At 62.3% G+C, this 22,587-nt stretch carries 27 protein-coding genes; 22 read left to right on the top strand and 5 right to left on the bottom strand.

Annotated features, from left to right (window positions below):
- Positions 1-43: 43 nt before the first annotated feature.
- The 6 genes from AC1RM7_RS12935 (at position 44) to AC1RM7_RS12910 (ending at position 6,257) form a co-directional block, all read left to right on the top strand.
- Positions 44-1,396: an acyclic terpene utilization AtuA family protein gene (locus AC1RM7_RS12935; RefSeq protein ID WP_024921225.1), complete on the top strand. Its 1,353-nt coding sequence runs from the start codon at positions 44-46 to the stop codon at positions 1,394-1,396.
- A gap of 3 nt (positions 1,397-1,399) precedes the next feature.
- Positions 1,400-1,744 carry an AtuA-related protein gene (locus AC1RM7_RS12930; protein ID WP_024921226.1) on the top strand — a complete coding sequence of 115 codons (345 nt, stop codon included), beginning with the start codon at positions 1,400-1,402 and terminating at the stop codon, positions 1,742-1,744.
- A 225-nt stretch (positions 1,745-1,969) separates the two neighbouring features.
- Positions 1,970-2,884 carry a DMT family transporter gene (locus AC1RM7_RS12925; protein WP_492837663.1) on the top strand — a complete coding sequence of 305 codons (915 nt, stop codon included), beginning with the start codon at positions 1,970-1,972 and terminating at the stop codon, positions 2,882-2,884.
- Positions 2,885-3,090: 206 nt separating this feature from the next.
- The gene (locus AC1RM7_RS12920) at positions 3,091-3,582 is read left to right on the top strand and encodes a (2Fe-2S)-binding protein (protein WP_024921228.1); all 492 of its coding nucleotides are present in this window, start codon (positions 3,091-3,093) and stop codon (positions 3,580-3,582) included.
- Positions 3,579-5,855: a xanthine dehydrogenase family protein molybdopterin-binding subunit gene (locus AC1RM7_RS12915; RefSeq protein WP_024921229.1), complete on the top strand. Its 2,277-nt coding sequence runs from the start codon at positions 3,579-3,581 to the stop codon at positions 5,853-5,855. Before AC1RM7_RS12920 ends, AC1RM7_RS12915 begins: the two co-directional genes overlap by 4 nt.
- A 165-nt stretch (positions 5,856-6,020) precedes the next feature.
- Complete coding sequence (locus AC1RM7_RS12910; RefSeq protein WP_024921230.1) at positions 6,021-6,257, top strand: hypothetical protein; 237 nt, start codon at positions 6,021-6,023, stop codon at positions 6,255-6,257.
- 5 nt (positions 6,258-6,262) lie between these two features.
- On the opposite strand, the gene AC1RM7_RS12905 is transcribed toward AC1RM7_RS12910, so the two are convergent.
- From AC1RM7_RS12905 to AC1RM7_RS12895, 3 genes are all read right to left on the bottom strand, one after another.
- Positions 6,263-7,123 (bottom strand): SDR family NAD(P)-dependent oxidoreductase, encoded by an 861-nt coding sequence (locus tag AC1RM7_RS12905; protein WP_024921231.1) that lies wholly within the window; start codon positions 7,121-7,123, stop codon positions 6,263-6,265.
- The gene (locus AC1RM7_RS12900; RefSeq protein ID WP_006023581.1) at positions 7,120-7,338 is read right to left on the bottom strand and encodes a hypothetical protein; all 219 of its coding nucleotides are present in this window, start codon (positions 7,336-7,338) and stop codon (positions 7,120-7,122) included. The genes AC1RM7_RS12905 and AC1RM7_RS12900 overlap by 4 nt, the downstream gene beginning before the upstream one ends.
- 70 nt (positions 7,339-7,408) lie before the next feature.
- Positions 7,409-7,534, bottom strand: a complete 126-nt coding sequence (locus tag AC1RM7_RS12895) for a hypothetical protein (protein ID WP_275451137.1) — start codon at positions 7,532-7,534, stop codon at positions 7,409-7,411.
- A 23-nt stretch (positions 7,535-7,557) separates the two neighbouring features.
- On the opposite strand from AC1RM7_RS12895, the gene AC1RM7_RS12890 reads away from it, so the two are divergent.
- From AC1RM7_RS12890 to AC1RM7_RS12880, 3 genes are all read left to right on the top strand, one after another.
- A complete protein-coding gene (locus AC1RM7_RS12890; protein ID WP_430648576.1) occupies positions 7,558-7,722 on the top strand; it encodes a hypothetical protein in 165 nt (54 codons plus the stop codon).
- Positions 7,723-7,787: 65 nt separating this feature from the next.
- Entirely contained in the window at positions 7,788-8,045 is a 258-nt protein-coding gene (locus AC1RM7_RS12885; RefSeq protein WP_006023582.1) for a DUF3551 domain-containing protein, read from the top strand.
- A 377-nt stretch (positions 8,046-8,422) separates the two neighbouring features.
- The gene (locus tag AC1RM7_RS12880) at positions 8,423-10,255 is read left to right on the top strand and encodes a GGDEF domain-containing protein (protein ID WP_244434471.1); all 1,833 of its coding nucleotides are present in this window, start codon (positions 8,423-8,425) and stop codon (positions 10,253-10,255) included.
- A gap of 12 nt (positions 10,256-10,267) precedes the next feature.
- Here AC1RM7_RS12880 and AC1RM7_RS12875 read toward each other — a convergent pair whose 3' ends face one another.
- Positions 10,268-11,254: an aliphatic sulfonate ABC transporter substrate-binding protein gene (locus AC1RM7_RS12875; protein ID WP_034460612.1), complete on the bottom strand. Its 987-nt coding sequence runs from the start codon at positions 11,252-11,254 to the stop codon at positions 10,268-10,270.
- A gap of 439 nt (positions 11,255-11,693) precedes the next feature.
- On the opposite strand from AC1RM7_RS12875, the gene AC1RM7_RS12870 reads away from it, so the two are divergent.
- The 9 genes from AC1RM7_RS12870 to AC1RM7_RS12830 all read left to right on the top strand — a co-directional run bounded on the left by AC1RM7_RS12870 (position 11,694) and on the right by AC1RM7_RS12830 (position 18,509).
- Positions 11,694-12,644: a sulfonate ABC transporter substrate-binding protein gene (locus AC1RM7_RS12870; protein ID WP_024921234.1), complete on the top strand. Its 951-nt coding sequence runs from the start codon at positions 11,694-11,696 to the stop codon at positions 12,642-12,644.
- A 43-nt stretch (positions 12,645-12,687) separates the two neighbouring features.
- Positions 12,688-13,656, top strand: coding sequence for a sulfonate ABC transporter substrate-binding protein (locus tag AC1RM7_RS12865; protein ID WP_024921235.1), 969 nt, complete (start codon positions 12,688-12,690; stop codon positions 13,654-13,656).
- Positions 13,653-14,816: an FMNH2-dependent alkanesulfonate monooxygenase gene (gene ssuD / locus AC1RM7_RS12860; protein WP_024921236.1), complete on the top strand. Its 1,164-nt coding sequence runs from the start codon at positions 13,653-13,655 to the stop codon at positions 14,814-14,816. Before AC1RM7_RS12865 ends, ssuD begins: the two co-directional genes overlap by 4 nt.
- On the top strand, positions 14,813-15,625 hold the full coding sequence (locus AC1RM7_RS12855; RefSeq protein ID WP_006023588.1) for an ABC transporter permease subunit: 813 nt from the start codon (positions 14,813-14,815) through the stop codon (positions 15,623-15,625). The genes ssuD and AC1RM7_RS12855 overlap by 4 nt, the downstream gene beginning before the upstream one ends.
- A 7-nt stretch (positions 15,626-15,632) precedes the next feature.
- Positions 15,633-16,490, top strand: a complete 858-nt coding sequence (locus AC1RM7_RS12850) for an ATP-binding cassette domain-containing protein (protein WP_024921237.1) — start codon at positions 15,633-15,635, stop codon at positions 16,488-16,490.
- 7 nt (positions 16,491-16,497) lie between these two features.
- Complete coding sequence (locus AC1RM7_RS12845) at positions 16,498-17,085, top strand: flavin reductase family protein (protein ID WP_024921238.1); 588 nt, start codon at positions 16,498-16,500, stop codon at positions 17,083-17,085.
- Between the two features lie 155 nt (positions 17,086-17,240).
- Complete coding sequence (locus AC1RM7_RS12840; RefSeq protein ID WP_024921239.1) at positions 17,241-17,711, top strand: hypothetical protein; 471 nt, start codon at positions 17,241-17,243, stop codon at positions 17,709-17,711.
- A 14-nt stretch (positions 17,712-17,725) separates the two neighbouring features.
- Complete coding sequence (locus AC1RM7_RS12835; protein ID WP_444826214.1) at positions 17,726-18,052, top strand: hypothetical protein; 327 nt, start codon at positions 17,726-17,728, stop codon at positions 18,050-18,052.
- Between the two features lie 172 nt (positions 18,053-18,224).
- Positions 18,225-18,509 carry a hypothetical protein gene (locus AC1RM7_RS12830; protein ID WP_024921241.1) on the top strand — a complete coding sequence of 95 codons (285 nt, stop codon included), beginning with the start codon at positions 18,225-18,227 and terminating at the stop codon, positions 18,507-18,509.
- Between the two features lie 52 nt (positions 18,510-18,561).
- On the opposite strand, the gene AC1RM7_RS12825 is transcribed toward AC1RM7_RS12830, so the two are convergent.
- Positions 18,562-18,969 (bottom strand): hypothetical protein, encoded by a 408-nt coding sequence (locus AC1RM7_RS12825; RefSeq protein ID WP_160166469.1) that lies wholly within the window; start codon positions 18,967-18,969, stop codon positions 18,562-18,564.
- A gap of 20 nt (positions 18,970-18,989) precedes the next feature.
- Here AC1RM7_RS12825 and dapA point away from each other — a divergent pair, with 20 nt between their 5' ends.
- The 4 genes from dapA to kdpA all read left to right on the top strand — a co-directional run bounded on the left by dapA (position 18,990) and on the right by kdpA (position 22,570).
- A complete protein-coding gene (gene dapA, locus AC1RM7_RS12820) occupies positions 18,990-19,919 on the top strand; it encodes a 4-hydroxy-tetrahydrodipicolinate synthase (RefSeq protein WP_024921243.1) in 930 nt (309 codons plus the stop codon).
- A 5-nt stretch (positions 19,920-19,924) separates the two neighbouring features.
- Complete coding sequence (locus AC1RM7_RS12815) at positions 19,925-20,344, top strand: hypothetical protein (protein ID WP_152544187.1); 420 nt, start codon at positions 19,925-19,927, stop codon at positions 20,342-20,344.
- A gap of 381 nt (positions 20,345-20,725) precedes the next feature.
- Complete coding sequence (locus AC1RM7_RS12810) at positions 20,726-20,815, top strand: K(+)-transporting ATPase subunit F (protein ID WP_006023596.1); 90 nt, start codon at positions 20,726-20,728, stop codon at positions 20,813-20,815.
- Between the two features lie 51 nt (positions 20,816-20,866).
- A complete protein-coding gene (gene kdpA / locus AC1RM7_RS12805) occupies positions 20,867-22,570 on the top strand; it encodes a potassium-transporting ATPase subunit KdpA (RefSeq protein WP_024921245.1) in 1,704 nt (567 codons plus the stop codon).
- Positions 22,571-22,587: the final 17 nt, after the last annotated feature.

Below are 22,587 nucleotides of genomic sequence, written 5' to 3'. Positions count from 1 at the left end.
CAAGCCGGAAGGTTCAAGAAAACTCCGGGGAAGGATCAACTTTTTGTCGGGTTTGCGGATAGGGGCAGGATCGGCGTGGTGGGGTGACCGCATCGAGCCGGCGAAACTCAACGCCGAGCAGGGCGATCTCGATTATCTCTGTTTCGAGACCATGGCGGAGGCGACCGTCTCGGCGGCGCAGGTGCGCAAGCGGCGGGATCCGTCGTTCCCCGGATATGACACCTATCTCGACGACCGCATGAAGGCCGTGCTGCCGGGCTGTCTCGAGCGCGGCACCAGGATCATCAGCAACCAGGGCTGGATCAATCCGGACGGCGCGGCGCAGCGCATCGTCGAACTGCTGCGTGAACACGGCGCGCGCGGAAAGAAGGTGGCGGCGGTTTCCGGCAGTCTTATCACCGACCGGATCGCAAAGCTTGGTGGCACCATTCTGGAAAACGGCGCGCCGGTCAGTTCCATCGCATCGGAGATCATTTCGGCGGAAGCGTATCTCGGCGCGGAGCCCATCGCCGAAGCCTTGCGGCAGGGCGCGGACATTGTCATCACCGGGCGGGTCGCCGATCCGTCCCTGTTTCTCGCGCCGATGATGCACGAATTCGGCTGGCGCGCGGATGACTTTGCGAAACTCGGCGCGGGCAGCGGCCTCGGGCATCTGCTCGAGTGTGGCGCCCAGGTCACTGGCGGCTATTTCGCCGATCCCGGTTTCAAGGATGTGCCGAATCCGTGGGATCTGGCTTTTCCGATTGCCGAGGTTGAGAGCGACGGCAGCGCCGTCATTGCGAAAGTTGCGGGCACCGGCGGCGCGATCAACGCCATGACGGTGAAAGAGCAGATGCTCTACGAGGTGCACGACCCGGCGAACTACATCACGCCGGACGTGGTGGTCGATTTCACCACGGCTGCGCTGGAACAGGCCGGTCCGGACCGTATGCGGGTCCGCAACATCGGCGGCAAGCCGCGGACAGCGACACTCAAAGTGTCGATGGGCTGCATGGAAGGCTTCATCGGCGAGGACATGTTCTTCTATGCCGGCCCCGGCGCGCTGCGCCGTGCGCAACTGGCGAAGACAATCCTCGAAGAGCGGTTTCGCATCGTGGATCTCAAGGCAGACGATCTGCGGATCGATTTCCTTGGCGTCAACGCTATCCATGGCGAGGCTACGCCACAGGACGCGCCGGAGCCCTATGAAATCGCGGTACGTGTCGCCGCGCGTTGCAAGACGCGCGAGGAAGCCCTGAAAGTCGGCCGCGAGATCGACGGCATGGCGGTGTCCGGCGTCGGCATGACCGGCAAGCGGGTGCCGCATCAGGACCGCGCCCGCGAGATCATCGGCGTGTGGTCCACTCTGGTGCCGCGCGAGAAGGTCGCCCCGGTCATCACCTGGTATGAGAGCTGACCCATGCTGATCAAACTTGAGCGCGTGGCGCATGTGCGGTCCGGCGACAAGGGCAACACGTCGAACATCGCGGTGATCGCCTATCGCGACGAATTCTACCCGCTGCTGAAAGCGCAATTGACCGCGGCAAAGTTCAAGGCGTTCTATCGCGGCGCGATCAAGGGCGATGTCACGCGCTATGAGGCGGACAATCTGGCGGCGCTGAATTTCGTCGCGGAGGGTGCCCTCGGCGGCGGTGTCTCGCGCAGCCTCAGCCTCGACAACTACGGCAAGGCGCTGTCGGCGGCGATCCTTGGCTTTCCGATCGAGGTGCCGGAGCAATACTCCAATCTGCTGCGCGGCGGATAAACTTCGATCCGCATCGAAACAACGATTGTCTGATATGAGCAAGTATCTGGCTACGAACGAAAAGTGCTCCCTCTCCCCGGCGGGGAGAGGGTTGGGGTGAGGGGATCTCAATCTATCGACAGATTCTACGCCCTCACCCGGCACGCTTTGCGTGCCGACCTCTCCCCACGGGAGAGGTGAGTCATTGCTAACCGATACTTTTGGAAAAGTACGTTATAGGCCGACATGACCCTCGCAATCGAGACGCCACGATCGCGCACCGCGACCAATCTGGTGCTGCTGGTTTTGCTGGCGACGCTGTGGGGCGCGGCCTACACGCTGGTCAAGATCGGCGTCGAGACGATTCCGCCGCTGACCTTCATTTCCGGGCGCACGCTCATCGCAGGCGGCATCCTGCTGGCGATCATGCGCCTGCGCGGCATCACCCTGCCGCGCGATCCGGTGGTGTGGAAGCGGTTCATGATTCAGGCCTGCCTCAACAGCGTGGTGCCCTTCACGCTGATCGCCTATGCGGAAACCCATGTTGGCGCAGGCCTCGCGACCATCCTGGGCTCGAACGCGCCGATCTTCGCGTTCCTGCTGGCGCTGCTATTCGTGCGTCACGAGCGTCCCACCCTGCGGCAATCGTTCGGTGTGGCGGCAGGTCTCACCGGAATTTGTCTCGTGGTGGGCGTCGATGCGCTGAACGGGTTGGGACAGGATGTCATCGCCCAGCTTGCGCTGGTGCTCTCTGCGGTCATGTTTGGTGCCGCCGCGCTGTTCGGGCACAATTTCAACGGGCTCGATCCAATGGTGCCGGCCGCCGGATCGATGATCTGCGGCGCGGTCATGCTGACGCCGCTCAGCCTCATCGTCGACCGGCCATGGACGTTGACGCCGTCGGCAGCCTCTGTTGCGGCGTTGATTGCGCTCGCGGCATTTTCCACAGCGCTCGCCTTTGTGATCTATTTCCGGCTAATCCAGACGCTGGGATCGGTCGGCACCACTGCACAGGCCTATTTGCGTGTGCCGCTGGGTGTCGGGCTTGGTGTGGTGGCTCTGGGCGAAACGCTTTCGCCAACGGTCTGGATCGGTCTTGTTTGTGTCATCGTGGGCATCGCTGCGATGACGATTCCGCAGCGCACGGCCGGCTCCTCATAACGTTACAAATTTGAATCGCATGTCGCGCTGCACAAAGAAGCAGCCATGCGCCTCATTTTGTTTTGATCGATTCCAATTTCGTTGCCAGCGGTTGAAAACCCGATCATGCTTCGCCCGCTCGCTTCTGACCGGTGCGTGGCGGGCGGACGACCTCGATGTGAGTCATCGCCGTAAGCGATGTCGTGCACCGGCGGGGAAACGCAAAAATGCCGACGATAAGCATTAACGGACGGAATGTGTCCGTCGACGCGGCGAGCGATACGCCGCTGCTCTGGGTTATCCGCGAACAACTCCAGATGACCGGTACGAAATTCGGCTGCGGCGCGGGTCTTTGCGGCGCATGCACTGTTCATGTCAACGGCGAAGCCGTGCGCTCCTGCCAGACCGCGCTCAGCGAGGTCGCCGGCAAGAAGATCACCACCATCGAAGGCTTGAGCGCCAAGGGCGATCATCCGTTGCAGAAGGCCTGGATTCTCGAGCAGGTGCCGCAATGCGGCTACTGCCAGTCCGGTCAGATCATGCAGGCGGCATCGCTGCTCGCCAAGAACACCAATCCCACCAAGGATGAAGTGGTCGCGCACATGGACGGCAATCTGTGCCGCTGCATGACCTACTCGCGAATTCAGAAGGCCATCATGCGGGCCGCCAACGATATGCGCACCGCGTCCAACGCGCCAGCCGACCGGAGGGCAACATGAACAAGCACCTCAAGGTCAATTCATCGACCGATCTCAGCCGCCGCTCATTCATTGTCGGCACGTCCGCGGCAGGTCTGGCGCTCGGCTTCGCATCCGTTCCGGGATCGAGCGCGCTGGCAGCGCCCGCCGCATTCGATCCAAGCGTGTGGTACTCCATCGCGCCGGACGGTCTCGTCACCGTGACCTGCGGCAAGGCCGACATGGGGCAGCACATCGCGTCCACCATGGCGCAGCTTGTGGCTGAAGAACTCGGCGCAAGCTGGAAAGACATGCGGGTTCAACTCGCCTCCAACGATCCGAAATACAACGATCCGGTTCTTGGCGCGCAGATCACCGGCGGCTCGTGGAGCACCATGATGAACTTCGACGCCATGAGCCGCGCGGGTGCCGCGGGCCGCATTGCGTTGACCGAAGCCGCGGCAGGAATCATGGGCGTGCCGGCGGGTGAACTGGTGGTGCGCGATTCCACGATCTCGCATCCGAAGTCGAAGAAGTCGCTGACCTTCGCGGAGATCGTGAAGAGCGGCAAGGCGACCAGGAAGTTCTCGGCGGATGAACTGAAAGCGCTCAAGCTGAAGACGCCGGATCAGTACACGCTGGTCGGCCAGTCGATCCCGCAGATCGACATTCCCTCGAAAACCAATGGCACCGCGAAGTACGGCATCGATACGTTCCTGCCCGGCATGGTCTACGGCAAGATCGTGATGCCGCCGGTGCGCTACGGCGCGACGGTGAGGTCGGTGGATGACAGCGCGGCGAAGAAGGTGCCGGGCTTCATCAAGGCGGTGACGCTGGACGACAAGACCGGCACCACCACAGGCTGGGTCGTCGCGGTGGCCAACACCTATGCCAACGCCAAGAAGGCAGCGGACGCGCTCAAGGTCACCTACGACAACGGGCCGAACGCAAAAGTCTCCAGCGAATCCCTGCTGGCGGAAGCCAAGCGTTTGCAGGCCGACAACGCGTCGGGGCTGTTTTTTGTCAAGAACGGCGACACGGCGGAAGCGCTTGGCAAGGCATCGAAGGTGATGGAGGCGGAATACACCACCAACATCAACATCCATGCGCCGATGGAGCCGATGAATGCCACGGCCGAACTGAAGGGCGATATCTGGCATGTCTACACCGGCAATCAGTTCGCCACCCGCTCGGGCGCGATCGCGGCCGGTGCGCTTGGTGTCGATCCGAAGTTCATCGTCATGCATCAGGCCTGGCTGGGCGGCGGCTTCGGCCGGCGTCTCGACGGCGACATGCTGATTCCGGCGGTGCTTGCAGCGAAGGCCGTCGGCAAGCCGGTGAAGGTCATCTACTCGCGCGAGGACGACACCACCATGGATTTCTCGCGTCCATTGACCTTCCAGAAGATCAAGGCCGGTCTCGACGACAGCGGCAAGCTGGTGGCGTTCAATCATGACGTTGTCAGCGCCTGGCCGACCAAGCGATGGGGCATTCCGGCGTTCCTGTCGCCGGATGTCGAGAAGAAGGGCGCGCTCGATGCCTTCACGGTGAACGGCGCGGACTTCTTTTATACGGTGCCCAACCACAATGTCCGCGCCATCATCAACGAACTGGCGCAGTCGGCGACGCCGTCGGGCCAGTTGCGCTCGGTGGCTCCCGGCTGGACCTTCTGGGCGGTGGAGAGCATGCTCGACGAGCTCGCGGTCGCGGCGGGGAAAGACCCTGCGCAATTCCGCATCGACATGCTCGATGGCGCCGGCGCCAATGCCGGCGGCGCGCAGCGGCTGCGCAACACGCTGCTGGCCGCGATGGGTCTCGCCGGTTACGGCACCAAGAAGCTGCCCAAGGGTGAAGGCATGGGGGTCGCCTGCGTGTCGTCGCAGGAACGCGCCACCGCGAGCTGGACGGCGTGTGTCGCCCATGTCGCGGTGAACGACAGCGGCGAGGTGAAAGTGAAGAAACTCACCGTGGCCACCGATGTCGGCACCCAGGTCAATCCCGACGGCATCCGCGCCCAGGTCGAGGGCGCGGCGCTGTGGGGCATGTCGCTGGCGCTGTTCGAGAAGGCCACCATGAAGGATGGCGCGATCGAGCAGACTAACTTCGACACCTACACCCCGATGCGGATGAGCCAGATCCCGGAGGTGGCGATTGCCGTCATTGCCAATGGCGAACCCGCGACGGGTGTCGGCGAACCTGCGGTGACGGTGGTGGCGCCGGCTCTGGCCAATGCCATTCACAACGCGGTCGGTGCCCGCGTTCGCTCGCTGCCGATCACGGCAGATGCAGTGAAGGCCGGCATGAAGAAGGCGTGACCGTTGGTTCGATGGCGAGATTATCATGCGCGGGCTTGACCCGCGCGTGACATCTGAAAATCCCAGAAAACCGGAGGCATCGTTACGGATGCTTCCGGTTTTGTTTGCTGCGGTGGCTTGCTTCAGATCATTGACCGGCAGCAGCCGCTCCCGCAATCTGGCGCAATGACGGGTAAACGAGAGGACAGGGGTGGTCGGACGCGGGAAAATCTGGAAAAGGCGCTGCTGCCGATTCTGATTTTCGCGCCGTCGGTCACCGTGCTGTGCTGGATAGCGGCCTGGATCTTTCGAGACGAATTTGTCTTCAAGGCCGTGCTGATCGGGCTTGGGTGTTTCGCCGTTGTGCTTGGCGTCGTGGCGTGCCTGCTCGTGCTGCTGAAGCGGATCGACCGTGGCGGTTGATCGTCCTAAGGCTTCTGGACCGGCACCTTTCGCCGCGTCATGAAATCCACCACGCGGTCGGGCGTCAGAGCGCGGCCGATGGGGCCAAGATGGGCGATGAGTCCCACATTGTAGCGCGTGTGCGGATGTTTCGCCGTCGCAGCCTTGAAAACGATGCGCGCGACAGTCTCTGCGGACATCACTCCCAGCTTCTCGGGGTTGAGGAAATCGCGCATGTAGGCCGCGAGCCGCTGCTTGAAAAAGACATAGGGACTGTCCGGCCCGGTATCTGGAATCTGTTTCAGCAGCGTTGCCGCGAAGCGCGTGGCGATGGGACCCGGCAGCACATTGACGACGTCGATGCCGAACGGTTCGACCTCCGGGCGCAGAGCGTCGGTCAGCGCTTCGATGGCGAATTTCGTGGCATGATACGCGCCGCCGCCGATCGAGGAGACGCGTCCCGCGACCGAGCTGACATTGACGATCCGGCCATGCCCGGCGCGGCGCATCGCCGGCAGCGCCAGTTGCGACAGTCGGAGGCCGCCGAAGACGTTGGTTTCGAATTGCAGCCGCAGCGCGTCGAGCGAAATCTCTTCCAGCGGACCATACTGGCCGTAGCCCGCATTGTTGACCAGAATTCCGACCGCGCCGAATTCGCGCTCGATGCTTTCCACCGCGGTGCGCCGCGCAATCTCATCGGTGACATCGAGCGCCAGTGTGCGGCAGCCGAGCGCGCGGAGGTCATCGAGCGCGGACATATCCCGTGCCGTGGCGAACGTCTCATAGCCTGCCTTGCGGAAGATTTTCGCGGCGGCATGGCCGACACCGCTCGAGCATCCGGTGATGAGCACCGGGCCGCCTGCATTTTTGTCGCGGGCCGGCGTCATTTGCGGCGCGCGGTTTTCTTCTTGCGCTTCGCGGCGGGCGCGGAAGCCTTGACGCTTCTGCGCAATGCCTCCCGCAGGTCTTTCGGCACGCCGTGTTTCTTCAGCAGGTCGGCGAAGGATTCATCGGCGAGTTCCTGAAGCGTCGCCATCCGGTCGCGGCCAAGTTGCACGAGAGCCTGGTAGGTCCCGTCGTCGAATTCGATAACCTTGCGCATGCCAACCCTCGTATGACCGGGCGTTCAAGCCGTCATCATACAAGGGGTTTCATCGGTTCGGTCAACGCTTTCAGCGCGCGACAAGAGCGGCCACGAACAATACGCTGGCTGCGGCCGAGGCAATCGTCCGGCCGGTTGCCGCGGTCATGCGGACATGGTCGGAGACGTCGCGCGCCGCGACGTGATGTCGCAACACTGGCGGCAACCGCCCGTCTGACCATGACACTGATTGCCGCGGCGGTCCGCCACGCCATCACCCTCAAGCCGAAAGAAGCCGAGCGAATGATCGCGCTGTTCAAGCGCATGTTGCCGGATCATCCGGCGGCTCTAGCCTCAATTTTCTTCAGTTGCTCTATCATTCATGCTCACACATTCGTTTCTTGACCGTACAGCGACGCTGGAGGATCGCTTGATCCGCGCAAATAGACCTGGATCGGAGATTACGAGCAATGAATGGGCACAAGATCATTTTGGCCGCGGTGGCTCTCGCTGCGCTTTCGGCATTTGGCGCGGCTCCGGCCACGGCGAAAGACTATCCATTTTGCAGAAATACCGGAGGCGGGCCGGGCGATTGCCGATACGATACGCTGGAGCAGTGCCAGACCGCGGTGTCGGAAACCGGCAGTTATTGCCAGCCGAATTACTGGCTGTCCCAAACGGGCCAAGGCATCCAGCAGCCTCGCCCCCGCCGCACGCCTCGTTCCTGAATCGAAAGATCGCGCCGCGCGCCGTCATTGTGGCGGCACGCGTTCGCGTGCGCAGATGACGCGCATGATCGATGATGTCGCCTGTTATACACGGCGCGATGTGTTAAGCTGAATTTTCCCCTAACGCATTCGAAACAGGCAGGCAGACGCTATGCCACTGCCCGTGTTTGCGCGGCATTTTTCATGAAAGCAATTGCTTTTCAGCGGCGTTGTCATTTTGGACGCAATCTTAACCGTGTCATTTTACTCAAATGAAATTCACCCATGCGCCTATGGCAGCGAACGCGAAATGTCGTTGTGAAGGACCAGCCAGAACGATGACCCCCCGGTCCATCAGCTATCTCCGAGCAGCTTTGCAACGGGTCAAACTCCAGCTCATGCGCTGCTTGCCGTGCGGCGGCGATTACAGCCTGCGCCGCAAGCTGCTGATCGGCACAGGTCTAGCGCTCATCTGCACAGCGATCCTTGCCATCAGTGTGATCGGCCAGTCGCTCGACGACTATCGGCACGCCCGGCAGAATCTCCGCGGGCTGGAGAGTTTCCGGCTGATCCTCGATACCGCCAATCTTCTTTCGGCTGAACGCGGGCCGTCGAACAGCGTGCTGGGTGCGACCGCCGCGGAGCACGGTGCGCTGCGTGAACGTCTCACCGCATTCCGCGCGCGGTCGGACGCGATTCTCGATCAATTGTCCACGAACGCCGGCGTTCCTGCGGAATTGCTCGCTCCGACCAAGGCGCAGCTTCAGAAGGGTCGGCAGGAGGTGGATCGCGTCGCGGCCATTCCGCGCGAACGCCGCGGTCTGCAAGACGTGCAGTCCGTCATCGAGAGCATGTTTGACGTGGTCGATATCTTTCAATCCGTCATCGTATGGAAAGCCGGCGATCTGACGGCGCAGAATCCCGAACTGGCCGCGCCGGTGATGATCGGGCGAATATTCGGCGAACTGCGCGAGTTTGGCGGCAGGATCGCGTCGCAGATCATGGCGCCGATTGCCGTCAGTCAGCCGTTGCAGCTAAAGCATCTTGTCGACAGCAACCGGACGCGTGGCCGCATCCTCGAACTGTGGCGGTTGGCTGGAAATCAGAAGGTGATCGGTATTCACGATCCGCGTCTTGCGTCTGATCTGGGCGATATTGAACTGATGTTTTTCGGCGAGGGCCTTGGCATTCTTGATGGCCTGATCGCGGAGGGCCGCAAATCCGGCAATTACTCCATGACGGCCGACGAGTTCACCGTCCGTTTCGTCAACACCCTGAAGCCGCTCGAGCGTCTGCGCGGAGATTTTCTCGACGTCACCATTGAGCGACTGACCGCGCTGCGCAACGGCGCCCTTGCGACCCTTGTGGTGACGATCGCCATCACGACAGTCATTCTTGCCATTATGGTCGGCCTGCTGATTGCAGCCCAGCGCTTTGTGTTCGGTCCGCTGATGCGGGCGCGGGAAGCCGTGATCGTGCTGGCGGAAGATCGGCCCACCGTGCCTTATCCAGAGCCGCATCACGACGCCACCGAGATGCGGCGGCTGTTCGATGCCATCGCGATTCTGCGCGACAGTCTGGCCGAGCGCGCCTCGCTGACAAAGAAGCTCAAGCAGCAGGCGGAGACCGACGGTCTGACCGGGCTGATGAATCGCCGCGCGCTCGACATGATCGGCGAGAGTCACACCAGCAGTCAGGTGATGGCGGACGGCGCCTGCCTGATTCTCATGGACATCGATCATTTCAAATCGATCAACGACCGTTATGGCCATCTCGAAGGCGATCATGTCCTTAAAGAGACCGTGCGGCGGGTGCGCCCGATGCTGGGCCAGAACGATATCTTCGCCCGCTTTGGCGGCGAGGAGTTCGTCATCCTGATTCCGGGGCACGATCTCAGCGAAGCGAACGCCCTGGCAAAGCGAATTCGCGCCGCGCTGGAAACCAACGAGATCGTTCTGTCCAGCGGCGCCGTGCTGACCGTGACGGCGAGCTTCGGTGTCGCCAGGGGCAATCTCGGACAGTTTGCGTGGCGGCGGCTGGTCGAAGCCGCCGACGCCGCGCTTTACCGCGCAAAGTCCGACGGCCGCAATTGCGTTCGTCATTCGTTGATGCCGCAGCCGACGCTGGTGCCGGACCTGCCGGACGACGGTGATCTGAACGCTCCGCGTGAAATTCCGCCGCAGGTGCTGACGATTGTCGGAGCAGCATTGGCGGCGAAGCGTTCGTCGTGAGTCGTCAGGACATCATGGCGCTTGTGGCGTCCAGATCCTGACCGCGGCGGTATCCAGCTTCTTCGGGATCAAACCTTCGCCGAGGAAGGCATCGGCGATTTTCTGCTGCTCGGTGAGGCCCGCAGGCGTGACAGCGCCGACGCCGTAGCTGCGGTGGCTGTTGGCTTCCTCGACGGTCGCAGCGTCGATACCCCACAGTCCGGCGAGCAGCGTGGCGGCGTCCTTCGGATTGGCTTTCACCCACTTGCCTGTCTCGCGCAGCTTGGCGAACACGATGTTCAGCACGTCGCTCCGGCGATCTGCGAAGGCTTCCGAGGCAAGATAGTAACGTTTGTAACTTGCAAGGCCGCCGCTGCCGTCGCTGAGAACCCGTGCGCCGGACTGCCGCTGCGCGCTGGTCAGGAACGGGTCCCACGCCACCCACGCATCGACGTTGCTGCTGACGAACGCCGCGCGTCCGTCGGCCGGGGCGAGATAGGCTGGTGAGATGTCCTTGAAGTTCAATCCGGCCTTTCCAAGCGCCGCGAGCAGCAGATAGTGGCTGCCGGCGCCCTTGGTCACCGCGACTTTCTTGCCCTTCAAGTCCGCCAGCGTCTTGATCGGCGAATCCTTGGCTACGAGAATCGCCTGCGCGGCGGGCGACGCGCTCTCTTCTGCGACATAAGCGAGCTTCGATCCGGCCGCCTGCGCGAAGATCGGAACAGTATCGGCGACATCCGCGCCGAAATCGAGATTGCCGACGCCCAGCGACTCCAGCAGTGGAAGGCCGCTGGAGAATTCATGCCAGGAGACCTTCACGCCGAGCGGCGCGAGCGCCTTCTCCAGTTCGCCGTTGGCGCGGAGAACCGCGATCAATGTCGATGACTTCTGCAAGCCGATACGGATTTGATCGGCGGGCTTGTCCTGCGCGGTCGATGCTGTCGCTGCGAGCATGATCGATGCGGCGGTGAGTGCGCCGGAAAGCAATCTGGAACCGGATAATCTGAAGCGTTGCGTCATCGTTTCTTGATCCTTGGCATGGGGTGATCCGCTGACCTTGCTTGGGAAGCGCAATCATGACGGCCTCTGGCGAGAGACTGTAGGAAACAAGCCGGACAATGAGTTGCCAAAGTTCCGATACCCGCCGCGCGTTTCATTCTCAATTTCGACGGCGGAGTGAAACGAATGCGCGTCGGCAAATTGTTGCTTGTTGTGCGCGCATGAGGGATCGGGGGGCTTCAATGCTGTAGTTTGTTTGGCTCACACCGGCGTGATGAAAATCGATGCAGAAAATCAATCTGCGTTCAGTGCGCTTCCTGAAACATTCGTATTGAGCGTGCGCATGACGACAGCGCGGGCATCGCTATTTTCCCAGAGCACTCGACACTCCCAATTCGCGTGATCATCATTCCAGACCAAGGACGCGGCGATATGCGCGTTCCTGTGCTGGAGATCTGGAATGAAGCGACGGGAATTTCTGAAACTGTCTACGGCGGCCGTTGCCGTTGCAGCATCGCAGGGTGTGTCGCGCGCGCAGACGGCGGTGAAGGAAGTTCGCATCGGTTATCAGAAAACCGGCGTTCTTGTGATTGCGCGTCAGCAGGGAACTCTTGAGAAGCGGTTTGCTGCCAGCGGCGTGTCGGTCAAATGGATCGAATTCACATCGGGGCCGCCGCTGCTGGAAGCGATCAGCAACGGCGCCGCGGATTTCGGTGCGGTTGGAGATTCGCCGCCGATCTTCGCGCAGGCTGCGAACGCCAACATCGTTTATGCCGCGGCATCGCCGATCAGCAACGGGCAGGGCATACTGGTTCCACCGGGCTCCGCCATTCGCACCATCGCGGACCTCAAGGGAAAACGGGTCGGCTTCACCAAAGGCTCAAGCGCCCACAACATTGTCGTGCAGACGCTCGAAAAGGTCGGGCTCGCCTATGAGGACATCACACCGGTCTATCTGACGCCGCCGGATGCCGGTCCGGCCTTCGCCAACGGCAGCATCGATGCATGGGCGGTGTGGGATCCGTACTTTGCCATCGGTGAGAAGAAGCAGAACGCCCGCATTCTCATCAATGCGTATGAGGTCGCGAAGACCAACGCCTTCTTCATCGCCAATCGCGACTTTGCCAATAGGCAACCGGGGCCGCTGCGCGACGTGATCGCGGGTCTGGAGGTGGCGGCGCATTGGGCGGAGAACAATCGCGATGCTGTGGCAAAATCGTTGCACGAGATCACCGGTGTGCCGCTCGAGATTCAAGCCCTGGCCGCGAGCCGCGCCTCGTTCGCCATCGGCCCGGTGACCGACGGTATCATCGAGACCCAGCAAGGTGTCGCTGATCGCTTCCACAAACTCGGACTGATCCCGAAGCGGATCGCTGTCCGGGACATCGTCTGGAAGTCACCGCAGACCTGACGCGTCATGATCTCCAGCCGCTCTCCTTCACAAGGATATTTCCATGCACACACGCCGCGCGTTTACGAATCTCACTCTGGCGGCCTCCGCCGCGGTCGCGCTGTCTCTTGCAGCGCTCCTGCCGGTCACGTCTGCACAGGCCCAGGACAAGGTCGTCCGCATCGGCTTCCAGAAGTACGGCAAGCTGGTGCTGCTGAAGAGCAAGGGCTCGCTCGAGCCCAGGCTGAAGGCGCTGGGCTATAACGTTGTCTGGACCGAATTCCCGTCCGGCCCTCCGCTGCTCGAAGCGCTCAACGTCGGTGCGATCGACTTCGGCAATACCGGCGAAGCCCCGCCGATTTTCGCGCAGGCCGCCGGTGCGCCGATCCAGTACGTCGCCTATGAGCCGCCTGCGCCGCAAGGCGAGGCCATCCTTGTTCCAAAAGACAGCTCGCTGAAAACGGTCGCCGATCTGAAGGGCAAGAAGGTCGCGCTGAACAAGGGTTCGAATGTTCACTATCTGCTGGTGAAGGCGCTGGAGAAGGCCGGCGTCAAATACAGCGAGATCACGCCGGTGTTCCTTGCGCCGGCTGACGCCCGCGCAGCCTTCGAGAAGGGCGCGGTCGATGCCTGGGTGATCTGGGACCCGTTCCAGGCAGCGGCGGAAGTGGCGACGCAGGCGCGCACGCTCGCGGACGGCTCCGGCATTGTCTCCAATTACCAGTTCTATTTCTCGTCGCAGAAATTCCTCGCCGCCGATCCGAAGGTCGTTGATCTGGTGCTGGCGCAACTGAGCGAAGTCGACGACTGGGCCAAGGGGGACATCAAGGCGGTTGCCGAGCAACTCAGTCCGTCGGTGGGCTTGCCGGTGCCGGTGCTCGAACTGGCGCTGAAGCGTCAGTCCTACGGCATCAAGCCGATCAACGACGCCGTGATTGCCGAGCAGCAGCAGGTTGCAGACACGTTCCTGTCCCTCGGCCTGATCCCGAAGGCCATCAAGATTTCCGACGTTGCAAGAAAGTCCGGATCATGAGCGCGAACAATCCAGCCAACGTTCTCTGGTTTCTGCCGACCCATGGCGACAGCCGCTATCTCGGCACCACCACCGGCGGACGCGAAGTGAACTTCAACTATCTGCGCCAGATCGCGCAGGCTGCCGATCAACTCGGTTATTTCGGCGTCCTGCTGCCGACCGGGCGAAGCTGCGAAGATTCGTGGGTGGTCGCGTCCGCGGTCGCGCCCTGGACCGAGCGGCTGCGTTATCTCGTCGCCGTGCGTCCCGGTCTGCAGTCGCCGAGCGTCGCGGCGCGCATGACCGCGACACTGGACCGGGTGTCGAACGGGCGGCTGCTGATCAATGTCGTGACCGGCGGCGATCCGGTCGAGAACAGGGGCGACGGCATCTTCCTCGATCACGACGAGCGCTACGCCGTGACGCGCGAGTTCCTGAACATCTACAGCGATCTGCTCGCCGGCAAGACCGTCAACGTGAAGGGCAAGCATATCTCGATCGAGGATGGCCGGCTGCTGTTCGAGCCGGTGCAATCGCCGCGCCCGCCGCTGTATTTCGGCGGCTCGTCGGACGCCGGTATCGATGTCGCGGTCGACACCGTCGACAAGTATCTCACCTGGGGCGAGCCCCCGGCGCAGGTGGCCGAGAAGATTGCGAAAGTGAAGGCCGCGGCAGCCAAGAAAGGCCGCAAGCTGACCTTCGGCATTCGCCTGCATGTCATTGTACGCGAGACCAACGAGGCAGCGTGGCGGGCGGCGGACGAACTTATTCGGTACGTGACCGATGACACCATTGCCGCGGCGCAGAAGATCTTCTCGCGGATGGATTCTGTCGGCCAGCAGCGGATGGCGCAGCTTCACGGCGGGCGCCGCGACAAGCTCGAGATCAGCCCGAACCTGTGGGCCGGTGTCGGCCTGGTGCGCGGCGGTGCCGGGACAGCGCTGGTCGGGGACCCACAGACGGTGGCGGCGCGCATCAAGGAGTATCAGGACGCCGGTGTCGATACCTTCATCATGTCCGGCTATCCGCATCTCGAAGAGGCCTATCGCTTCGCCGAACTGGTGTTCCCGCTGCTCAACCTGAACCAGTCCAATGTTGCGCATCTGCGCGTCAACACCGGGCCGTTCGGCGAGACCATCGGCAACGACTTCCGTCCCCAGAAGCAGGCCTCGTCGTCATGAGTCTCGCAGAAACCCTGTCACAAGCGCGTTCGCGCAGCTTTCGCATTCCGCGCGCCGACGGGCTGACGCAGTGGATCGTGCCGCTCGTCATTCTGCTGGTCTGGCAGGTGGCCTGCGTCACCGGATTTGTTTCGGCGCGGGTGTTGCCTGCGCCGTCCGATGTGGCGGTGGCGGGGTGGAAGCTGCTGCTGTCGGGTGAGCTGGTCCGCAATATCTGGGTCAGCTTCTGGCGCGCGAGCGTCGGCTTTCTGATCGGCGGCGGCATCGGGTTCATTTTCGGGCTGGCCAATGGCCTGTCGCAGCTCAGCAACAAGCTCACCGACACCACGCTGCAGATGGTGCGCAACGTGCCGCATCTCGCGCTGATCCCGCTGGTGATCCTGTGGTTCGGCATCGACGAGTCGGCGAAACTGTTTCTGGTCGCGCTCGGCGTGTTCTTTCCGATCTATCTCAACACGCTCCACGGCATCCGCACCGTCGATCCACAGCTCATCGAAATGGGCCGAATCTACGGCATGGGCAACGGCGAACTGTTCCGCCGCGTGATCTTCCCCGGCGCACTGCCGTCGATCTTCGTGGGCCTGCGCTTCGCGCTCGGCATCATGTGGCTGACGCTGATCGTGGCGGAAACCATCGCGGCGTCGTCCGGGCTCGGTTACATGGCGATGCAGGCGCGCGAGTTCATGCTGATCGACGTCGTCGTCCTTAGCATTCTGATCTACGCCTTGCTCGGCAAGGTGGCGGATTCAACCGCACGCGTGCTGGAGCGGTTCACGCTGTCCTGGCACCCGGCATTCCAGAAACATTGAGGCTCTCATGCAGCAACTGGTTCGACTTGTGCCATCGAGTGCCGAAAGTTTGCAGGCCGCAGAACTGATTCGCCGCGCGGCCTTCGTTCGCGGAGACAAACGCGAGCCGGTTGCGCCCCGGGCGCTGTCGTTGACGATCCGGGGCCTTCGCAAGTCCTTCGGTAGTAACGAGGTGCTGCGCGGGATCGATCTGCATATCCCGGCGGGGCAGTTCGTTGCCATCGTGGGCAGGTCGGGGTGCGGCAAGAGCACGCTGCTGCGCCTGATCGCGGGCCTCGATAAGCCCACAGGGGGCACGATCGAGTTCGGCAATCATGAAGGCAGCCCCAGCGATCATGTCCGTGTAATGTTTCAGGAACCGCGGCTGCTGCCATGGGCGCGGGTATTATCGAACGTCGAAGTCGGGCTCGGCCGCGATCGCGACACAACCGACGCGAAGACGCGTGCTGACGAGGCACTTGTCGAGGTCGGTCTCGATGACAAGCGGGATCAGTGGCCGGCGGTTCTCTCCGGCGGACAGAAGCAACGCGTGGCGCTGGCGCGTGCGCTGGTCAGTCATCCGCGCGTTCTTGCCTTCGACGAGCCGCTCGGCGCGCTCGATGCGCTGACGCGGATTTCGATGCAGCGGCTGCTTGAGCGTGTCTGGCGCGATCAGGGGTTCACCGCGATCCTTGTGACGCACGACGTGTCGGAAGCCGTGGCCCTGGCGGATCGTGTCCTGGTGATCGATGACGGCCGGATTGCGCAGGATATCAATGTCGATCAGGCGCGCCCGCGCCAGCGCGGCTCGGCGGAGCTCGCGGCACTGGAAGGCAGCATTCTGCGCGAACTGCTCAAGGAGACCGGCGAACTGGCCGGCGCATGAGGCCGTCATGAATTCGGTTGTCCGCAATATTCGTGAAAGCAGGCTCGAGGCGTCGGTCGACAATTTTCGGAACGCGATGCGCTCGCTCGCTGGTGGTGTCAGTGTCATTACGGCGGGACGGGGCAACGATCTGTCCGGCATGACCGTGACATCGGTGTCATCGCTGTCGGTTGAACCGGCAACGCTGATCGTCAGCATCAACCGCAAGGCATCGTCGTGGCCGCTGCTGCAGCGGCATGGTGTGTTCGGCGTCAACATTCTCAGCTCCGATCATATCGATATTGCGGAGCGGTTTTCCGGGATCGGCGGGCTGAAGGGCGCCGAGCGCTTTGCCGGCGCGGAGTGGATCAGCCTCGTTTCCGGCGTGCCGTTGCTGGCCGGTGCGCTGGCCGCGTTCGACTGCGAGGTCGAGCATATCGTGGAGCGCCATTCGCATGCCATCGTGATCGGGCGCGTGCTCGATTTGCGGGTCTCGCGGGGCAAGCCGGCGCTGACCTACTGGCAGGGCCAGTATGTCGCCCTCGACCAGAACGAGGACGCGGTGCGGCTTGCGGAGGTGAGTTTCCCGACATCGCGGGCACTCTGGCAGATCTGACGGCCGCGCGCCTGTCGATGAGCCGCCTATATCTTGCGCCTGCAAATCCTATGGGATGGCTATATTCGCGGCGGCGCTTCCCTCTCGAATTCCAATGACGTTTCGCTCATCTGGATAGCGTGACCATGCATGGTCGCTATCGAGAGGAGCCCGCCATGTTATTCCATCTCACGCCCGCAGAACGGCTGGGCAAAGCCGCGGATCGCTTGCAGTCCACCGATGTGGTGACGGCCGGTCTCGTGTCGGAGATCATCGCGGAATGCTGCGATCGCCTTCCGGTCTCGGGTCAGGGCCGCGCCGCTGCGCATCTGCGCGAGCTGATAGAGGCCGGCGCCTGGACTGACGCGGTCGTGATGCTCATGGAGACGGAACTGCCGCGATGGAGGCTGCGTCGCCTGGTGTATGACGAGGGTGAATGGCACTGCGCGCTCTCCCTCCAGCGTGATCTTCCTGATTGGCTGGATCAGGCAGTCGAGACCAGCCATTCCGAGCTGCCGCTGGCTTTGCTCAAGGCATTCGTCGAAGCAAAGAGGCGCGATGGCGAAATTGTCGAAGACGCGCGCCGTCCCACCGGTCTCGGTGTCTCGCCGCAGCAGCCTTCAGTGTCCTGCGAGAACTTCACCTGAATCGCGGTCGCTGCGTGAAGGTGTTCGGACTAGATATAAAGAAACGCTTCCAAGACATGGCGCAGTCACCCAACACGCCGAACGGCGCGATATCCACGCAAGTGTTTGTCCGGTTCTGTTTGCGGATCGTCGCCCTCTGCGTCTTCGCGACGCTGGGAAGTGTCGGTTTCGGCAGGAGCCTTGCGGCGCTGTTGTGGTTCTCGACGATCCTCTGCACCCTCGCTGCGATACTGCGCAGAGAATTGCCGCTGGGTTCGACGCTGACGCATTGGGATGAGGGCGCCGCTTATGGCGCCCTCTACTGCCTGACGCTGACCATCAATCAGGCGGGCGGCTCCTGACCCGCAACTCGCAATCCCCGGCCTCCATCACTTTACTTTCCCTATGAGACAGCCATGGCTCTGTTCTCGAATTCATATGCCGGTGATCGGATATTGGCGGAGTGCAACTCCACAGGATTGCCCTCAGGCAGTCCTCCATCTCTCCAACAAAGCTCTCATCAGGAGACGAATCGTGAAGCAGACTGAACCTCCGTCGTGTCGCTCCGGACTTGTATTTGTCGGTAAAAACAGTCGCGGCAACTGGGTTGCCCAGGAAGAGCACGGTCTTTTCGGCGGCCTTTTCATTAACCGCGCCGAGGCGATCCGATATGCACTGTTCGAGAATGGCCACCGGCCCGAGGCCGTGGTGACGGCACCAAATGGACTCGAGATCGACATGGGCCGGACGCCACACTCCTTCGATCTCGCGCCGGCACGCGCCAACGACGAAAGCGCCGCTCAGCGGCGGGCCGCGTGAGGCATCGTTTCAACCCCCTGCCAGTCCGGACATGACAATGCTTAAGCCAGTATCAGATCCCGCGCGCGAGCAGATCATCCGAACCATGATCGAACTCACACGCCCGTCCAGCCTTCACCGGATTGCCGTCGCCGGCAGCGAGAGTGCGGAAATCGATCTTGAACTGCGGCGCCGGGGTTATTTCCGGGTCGCGACGACACTCACCTGTGTGCCACGGGCGCAATATTCGATTGGACTCGTCGTCGGTCAACATTCGCTTCACGCCCTTGAAACCGCGTTGACCCAGATTTCTCATTTTCTGAGTGCGAACGCGACGATCGCCGTCGTGATCGATTCCTGTGAGAAAGGCCTTGGCCTGAAGGTTCGGGACAGGCTGGAGCAACTCGGCTTTCGAATCCAGGCCGGTGTGAAATGCCATCGGCAATTCGTGCTCGCGGCGCATCGGCACGGTTTCAGCCACATGGCCAAGGCGGCGTAAAAATGCCTTCGATGAACCATCCGGCTCCCTGGTTAGCTGGCTACATCTGCGATCTGCCGACGCCTTTCGACGACAACGACGAAATCGACGCGGCCGCGTTCAGGCAATTATGCGAGCGTCAGATCGCGGCCGGCGCGAAAGCGCTTGTGGTCGGAGAAACGACTGGGGAAGACTCGACGCTGTCGCTGCCGGAGCATTCGGCCCTTGTTCGTATCGCAGTCCAGGCTTCACGTGGCCGTGCGGCGGTTATTGCCGGCGCGGGCTCCAACTCGACGAGCCAGGCCATTGAGTTGTCAAGGCGGGCCGAGGCGGACGGCGCCGACGCGGTGCTGTCCGTGGTGCCTTACTATAACAAGCCGACGCAGGCAGGCATCTATGCCCACTTCCGGACCATCGCGGATTCGACGCGGCTGCCGATCATTCTGCACGATGTTCCATCCCGAACGGTCCGCGAGCTGGCGGATGACACTCTCGTGCGGCTTGCGGAATCGGATCAGTTCATCGGCGTGAGAGATGCAACCGGCGATGTTGCGCGCCCGTTGCGTTTGCGGCCGCTGGTTCGGCCGGATTTCCGGCTGCTGTCGGGAGACGACAGGACCGCGCCGGCCTTCCTGGTTCACGGAGGCGACGGATGCATGTCGGTGACATCGAACGTCGTGCCGCAACTCTGCCGGCAACTGTATCTCAATTGCAAGCAGGGTGAATTGCGGTTTGCGCGGCACTCCGCATTCCGGATCGGGCAACTGACGGATGCATTGCTGCGGGAGGCTACTCCCGCTCCGCTGAAGTATGCGCTCAGCCTGTTTGGCCTGATGTCGCCCCGTCTCCGTCTGCCGCTTGTTGAACTGACAGAGCCGGCAAAAGCGGAGGTTGCGCAGGCCGTAGCGCTGGCCTGCAACGGCGCGAGGCCTGAGTCGTTGAACTGCGGCTGAAGCGCATGACAGACACCGGCGAGCGCAGTGAGAAGCTGGTTCAGTCCTGGCTGTTGGCGTTGCTGCGATTTGCAGTCACATTGGACAACAACGACAGACTGGCAGTCCATGCAATCGCGACCGAGATCGACGGGCGGGACACGCAATCAACCGGCTTCAGTTTCTTTCGCAAGACCAGCGTTGAGCTCTGTAACGCAATCGCCAATCCGCAGCACGCAGCCAGCCCTGCCATTCTGCAGCGTCATCTCGACCGAATGGGCAGCGGCCGCCTGAAACAGGCTTTCGCCGCTACCGTTGGGCCTTGTCGTCCACAGCCAGGATCGAAGCTGAAGCCGGTTGGACCGGACGGGCGGCATGGTTTGTGGAAAGGGCTTCCGGCGCGACCCCGGTCACCACGACAAGCAATGGTTCCGGCAAAGTCATAGAGCAATCCCGGCCAAATCCAGAGCAATCGTGACGCTCCCCTTATTGCTGTTCGGATCATATAGGGCGCTTTGCATCGCCGGCCGGCCGATGCTGCAGCGGCGCAACGGAAACCACGGAGCCTTTATAAGATTCCTATAACGTCGCGGTCCCGCCCATCTCGAAACCCTATGGCGCTGATGCCATTCCATCCCGTGCAGAAGCTGCGGGATGTGCTCGTGCTTCGGTTGAGACGCACGAGACAGCGCCCGCATCGATGGTGCCGTCGCACCGCCAAGGAGCATTCAATGTTGGACATCATCATGCTGGCCCTCGGATTGGGCTTCTTCGTGTTGTCGGTGGGCTACGCCTACGCCTGCGACAGACTCTGAGGGAGAACGATCATGATCTTCGATTACGCACTCGCTGGCGTCGTTTCCGCCGGGCTGCTGGTTTACCTGACCTACGCGCTGCTGCGGCCTGAACGGTTCTAAGCGCCGCTTCCTCGAGCGAGCAGGCGCGCAATTTCACGAAAGCACACGACCATGACTGTCATTGGCTGGATTCAAATTCTGTTGTTCTGCGCGATTATCGTCGCGCTGGTGAAGCCGCTCGGCGGCTATATGACGCGCGTCTTCAATGGCGAGCGCACGTTTCTCTCGCCGATCCTGCGCCCTGTTGAGGCGGGACTCTACTGGATCGGCGGCGTCGATGAGAAGCGTGAGCAGCACTGGCTGACCTACACGGTCGCGATGCTGCTCTTTCACGTCGGCGGCTTCGTGATTCTCTACGTGCTGATGCGCTTCCAGGCCGTACTGCCCTTCAATCCGATGGAACAGTCCGCCGTCGCGCCGGATTTGTCGTTCAACACCGCCGCCAGCTTCATCACCAACACCAACTGGCAGAACTACGGCGGCGAGAGTACGCTGTCATATCTGACCCAGATGCTCGGCCTGACCCATCAGAACTTCCTGTCGGCCGCGACGGGCATCGCGATCGCCGTGGCGCTGATCCGCGGCTTCGCCCGCTCGTCCGCGCGTACCGTCGGAAATTTCTGGGTCGATGTCACTCGCACCACGCTGTACGTGCTGCTGCCGATCTGCATTGTTTACGCGCTGTTTCTGGTCTGGCAGGGCATTCCGCAAACGCTCGGCGCCTATGTCGACGCGACCACGCTCGAGGGCGCCAAACAGACCATCGCGGTGGGTCCGGTCGCATCGCAAATTGCGATCAAGATGCTGGGCACCAACGGCGGCGGCTTCTTCAACGTCAATGCCGCGCATCCGTTCGAGAATCCGACGGCCTTGTCGAACTTCGTCCAGATGCTTTCGATCTTCGCGATCGGCGCGGCGCTCACCAACGTGTTCGGCCGCATGGTGGGCAACCAGCGCCAGGGCTGGGCCATTCTGGCCGTGATGGGCGTGCTCTTTATCGCCGGCGTTGCCGTCACTTACTGGGCAGAGGCCTCGGGCACGTCGATCATGCATGCGCTCGGCCTCTCCGGCGGCAATATGGAAGGCAAGGAAGTCCGCTTCGGCATCGTGGCATCGGCGCTGTTCGCCGTCGTCACCACTGCGGCCTCCTGCGGTGCGGTCAACGCCATGCACGATTCGTTCACGGCGCTCGGCGGCATGATCCCGCTGATCAACATGCAGCTCGGCGAGCTGATCATCGGCGGCGTCGGCGCCGGTCTCTACGGCATGCTGCTGTTCGTCGTGCTGGCGATCTTCGTTGCCGGCCTGATGGTCGGCCGCACGCCGGAATATGTCGGCAAGAAGATCGAGGCGCGTGAGGTCAAGATGGCGATGCTCGCCATTCTGATCCTGCCGCTGATGTATCTCGGCTGGACCGCGGTCGCCGTCGTCCTGCCGTCGGCTGTCGCCTCGATGGCCAATGCGGGCCCGCACGGCTTCAGCGAGGTGCTCTATGCCTTCACGTCCGCGACCGGCAACAACGGCTCGGCGTTCGGCGGCCTCACCGGCAACACGCTGTTCTACAATCTGACGCTGGCGTGCTCGATGCTGGTCGGCCGCTTCTTCATGATCGTGCCCGCCATGGCGCTGGCCGGATCGCTCGCACAGAAGAAGTCGATCCCGCCATCCGCCGGCACGCTTCCCACAACAGGCGGTCTGTTCGTCGGGCTGGTTGTCGGCGTGATCCTCATCGTTGGAGGCCTCACGTTCTTCCCGGCGCTCGCGCTCGGGCCGATCGTCGAGCATCTGGCGATGACCGCGAACACCCTGTTCTGATCGATCCCTTTTGGAGT

Source organism: Afipia sp. GW822-FHT03D08, assembly GCF_058801645.1.
This window is presented reverse-complemented; position numbering and strand designations above follow the sequence as displayed.

Excerpts from the sequence above, each read along its gene's own strand:
- AC1RM7_RS12930 (WP_024921226.1), top strand. The coding sequence starts at position 1,400 with ATGCTGATCAAACTTGAGCGCGTGGCGCATGTGCGGTCCGGCGACAAG.
- AC1RM7_RS12925 (WP_492837663.1), top strand. The coding sequence starts at position 1,970 with ATGACCCTCGCAATCGAGACGCCACGATCGCGCACCGCGACCAATCTG.
- AC1RM7_RS12920 (WP_024921228.1), top strand. The coding sequence starts at position 3,091 with ATGCCGACGATAAGCATTAACGGACGGAATGTGTCCGTCGACGCGGCG.
- AC1RM7_RS12915 (WP_024921229.1), top strand. The coding sequence starts at position 3,579 with ATGAACAAGCACCTCAAGGTCAATTCATCGACCGATCTCAGCCGCCGC.
- AC1RM7_RS12910 (WP_024921230.1), top strand. The coding sequence starts at position 6,021 with ATGACGGGTAAACGAGAGGACAGGGGTGGTCGGACGCGGGAAAATCTG.
- AC1RM7_RS12905 (WP_024921231.1), bottom strand. The coding sequence starts at position 7,123 with ATGACGCCGGCCCGCGACAAAAATGCAGGCGGCCCGGTGCTCATCACC.
- AC1RM7_RS12900 (WP_006023581.1), bottom strand. The coding sequence starts at position 7,338 with ATGCGCAAGGTTATCGAATTCGACGACGGGACCTACCAGGCTCTCGTG.
- AC1RM7_RS12890 (WP_430648576.1), top strand. The coding sequence starts at position 7,558 with ATGACACTGATTGCCGCGGCGGTCCGCCACGCCATCACCCTCAAGCCG.
- AC1RM7_RS12885 (WP_006023582.1), top strand. The coding sequence starts at position 7,788 with ATGAATGGGCACAAGATCATTTTGGCCGCGGTGGCTCTCGCTGCGCTT.
- AC1RM7_RS12880 (WP_244434471.1), top strand. The coding sequence starts at position 8,423 with ATGCGCTGCTTGCCGTGCGGCGGCGATTACAGCCTGCGCCGCAAGCTG.
- AC1RM7_RS12875 (WP_034460612.1), bottom strand. The coding sequence starts at position 11,254 with ATGACGCAACGCTTCAGATTATCCGGTTCCAGATTGCTTTCCGGCGCA.
- AC1RM7_RS12870 (WP_024921234.1), top strand. The coding sequence starts at position 11,694 with ATGAAGCGACGGGAATTTCTGAAACTGTCTACGGCGGCCGTTGCCGTT.
- AC1RM7_RS12865 (WP_024921235.1), top strand. The coding sequence starts at position 12,688 with ATGCACACACGCCGCGCGTTTACGAATCTCACTCTGGCGGCCTCCGCC.
- ssuD (WP_024921236.1), top strand. The coding sequence starts at position 13,653 with ATGAGCGCGAACAATCCAGCCAACGTTCTCTGGTTTCTGCCGACCCAT.
- AC1RM7_RS12855 (WP_006023588.1), top strand. The coding sequence starts at position 14,813 with ATGAGTCTCGCAGAAACCCTGTCACAAGCGCGTTCGCGCAGCTTTCGC.
- AC1RM7_RS12850 (WP_024921237.1), top strand. The coding sequence starts at position 15,633 with ATGCAGCAACTGGTTCGACTTGTGCCATCGAGTGCCGAAAGTTTGCAG.
- AC1RM7_RS12845 (WP_024921238.1), top strand. The coding sequence starts at position 16,498 with ATGAATTCGGTTGTCCGCAATATTCGTGAAAGCAGGCTCGAGGCGTCG.
- AC1RM7_RS12840 (WP_024921239.1), top strand. The coding sequence starts at position 17,241 with ATGTTATTCCATCTCACGCCCGCAGAACGGCTGGGCAAAGCCGCGGAT.
- dapA (WP_024921243.1), top strand. The coding sequence starts at position 18,990 with ATGCCTTCGATGAACCATCCGGCTCCCTGGTTAGCTGGCTACATCTGC.
- AC1RM7_RS12815 (WP_152544187.1), top strand. The coding sequence starts at position 19,925 with ATGACAGACACCGGCGAGCGCAGTGAGAAGCTGGTTCAGTCCTGGCTG.
- AC1RM7_RS12810 (WP_006023596.1), top strand. The coding sequence starts at position 20,726 with ATGATCTTCGATTACGCACTCGCTGGCGTCGTTTCCGCCGGGCTGCTG.
- kdpA (WP_024921245.1), top strand. The coding sequence starts at position 20,867 with ATGACTGTCATTGGCTGGATTCAAATTCTGTTGTTCTGCGCGATTATC.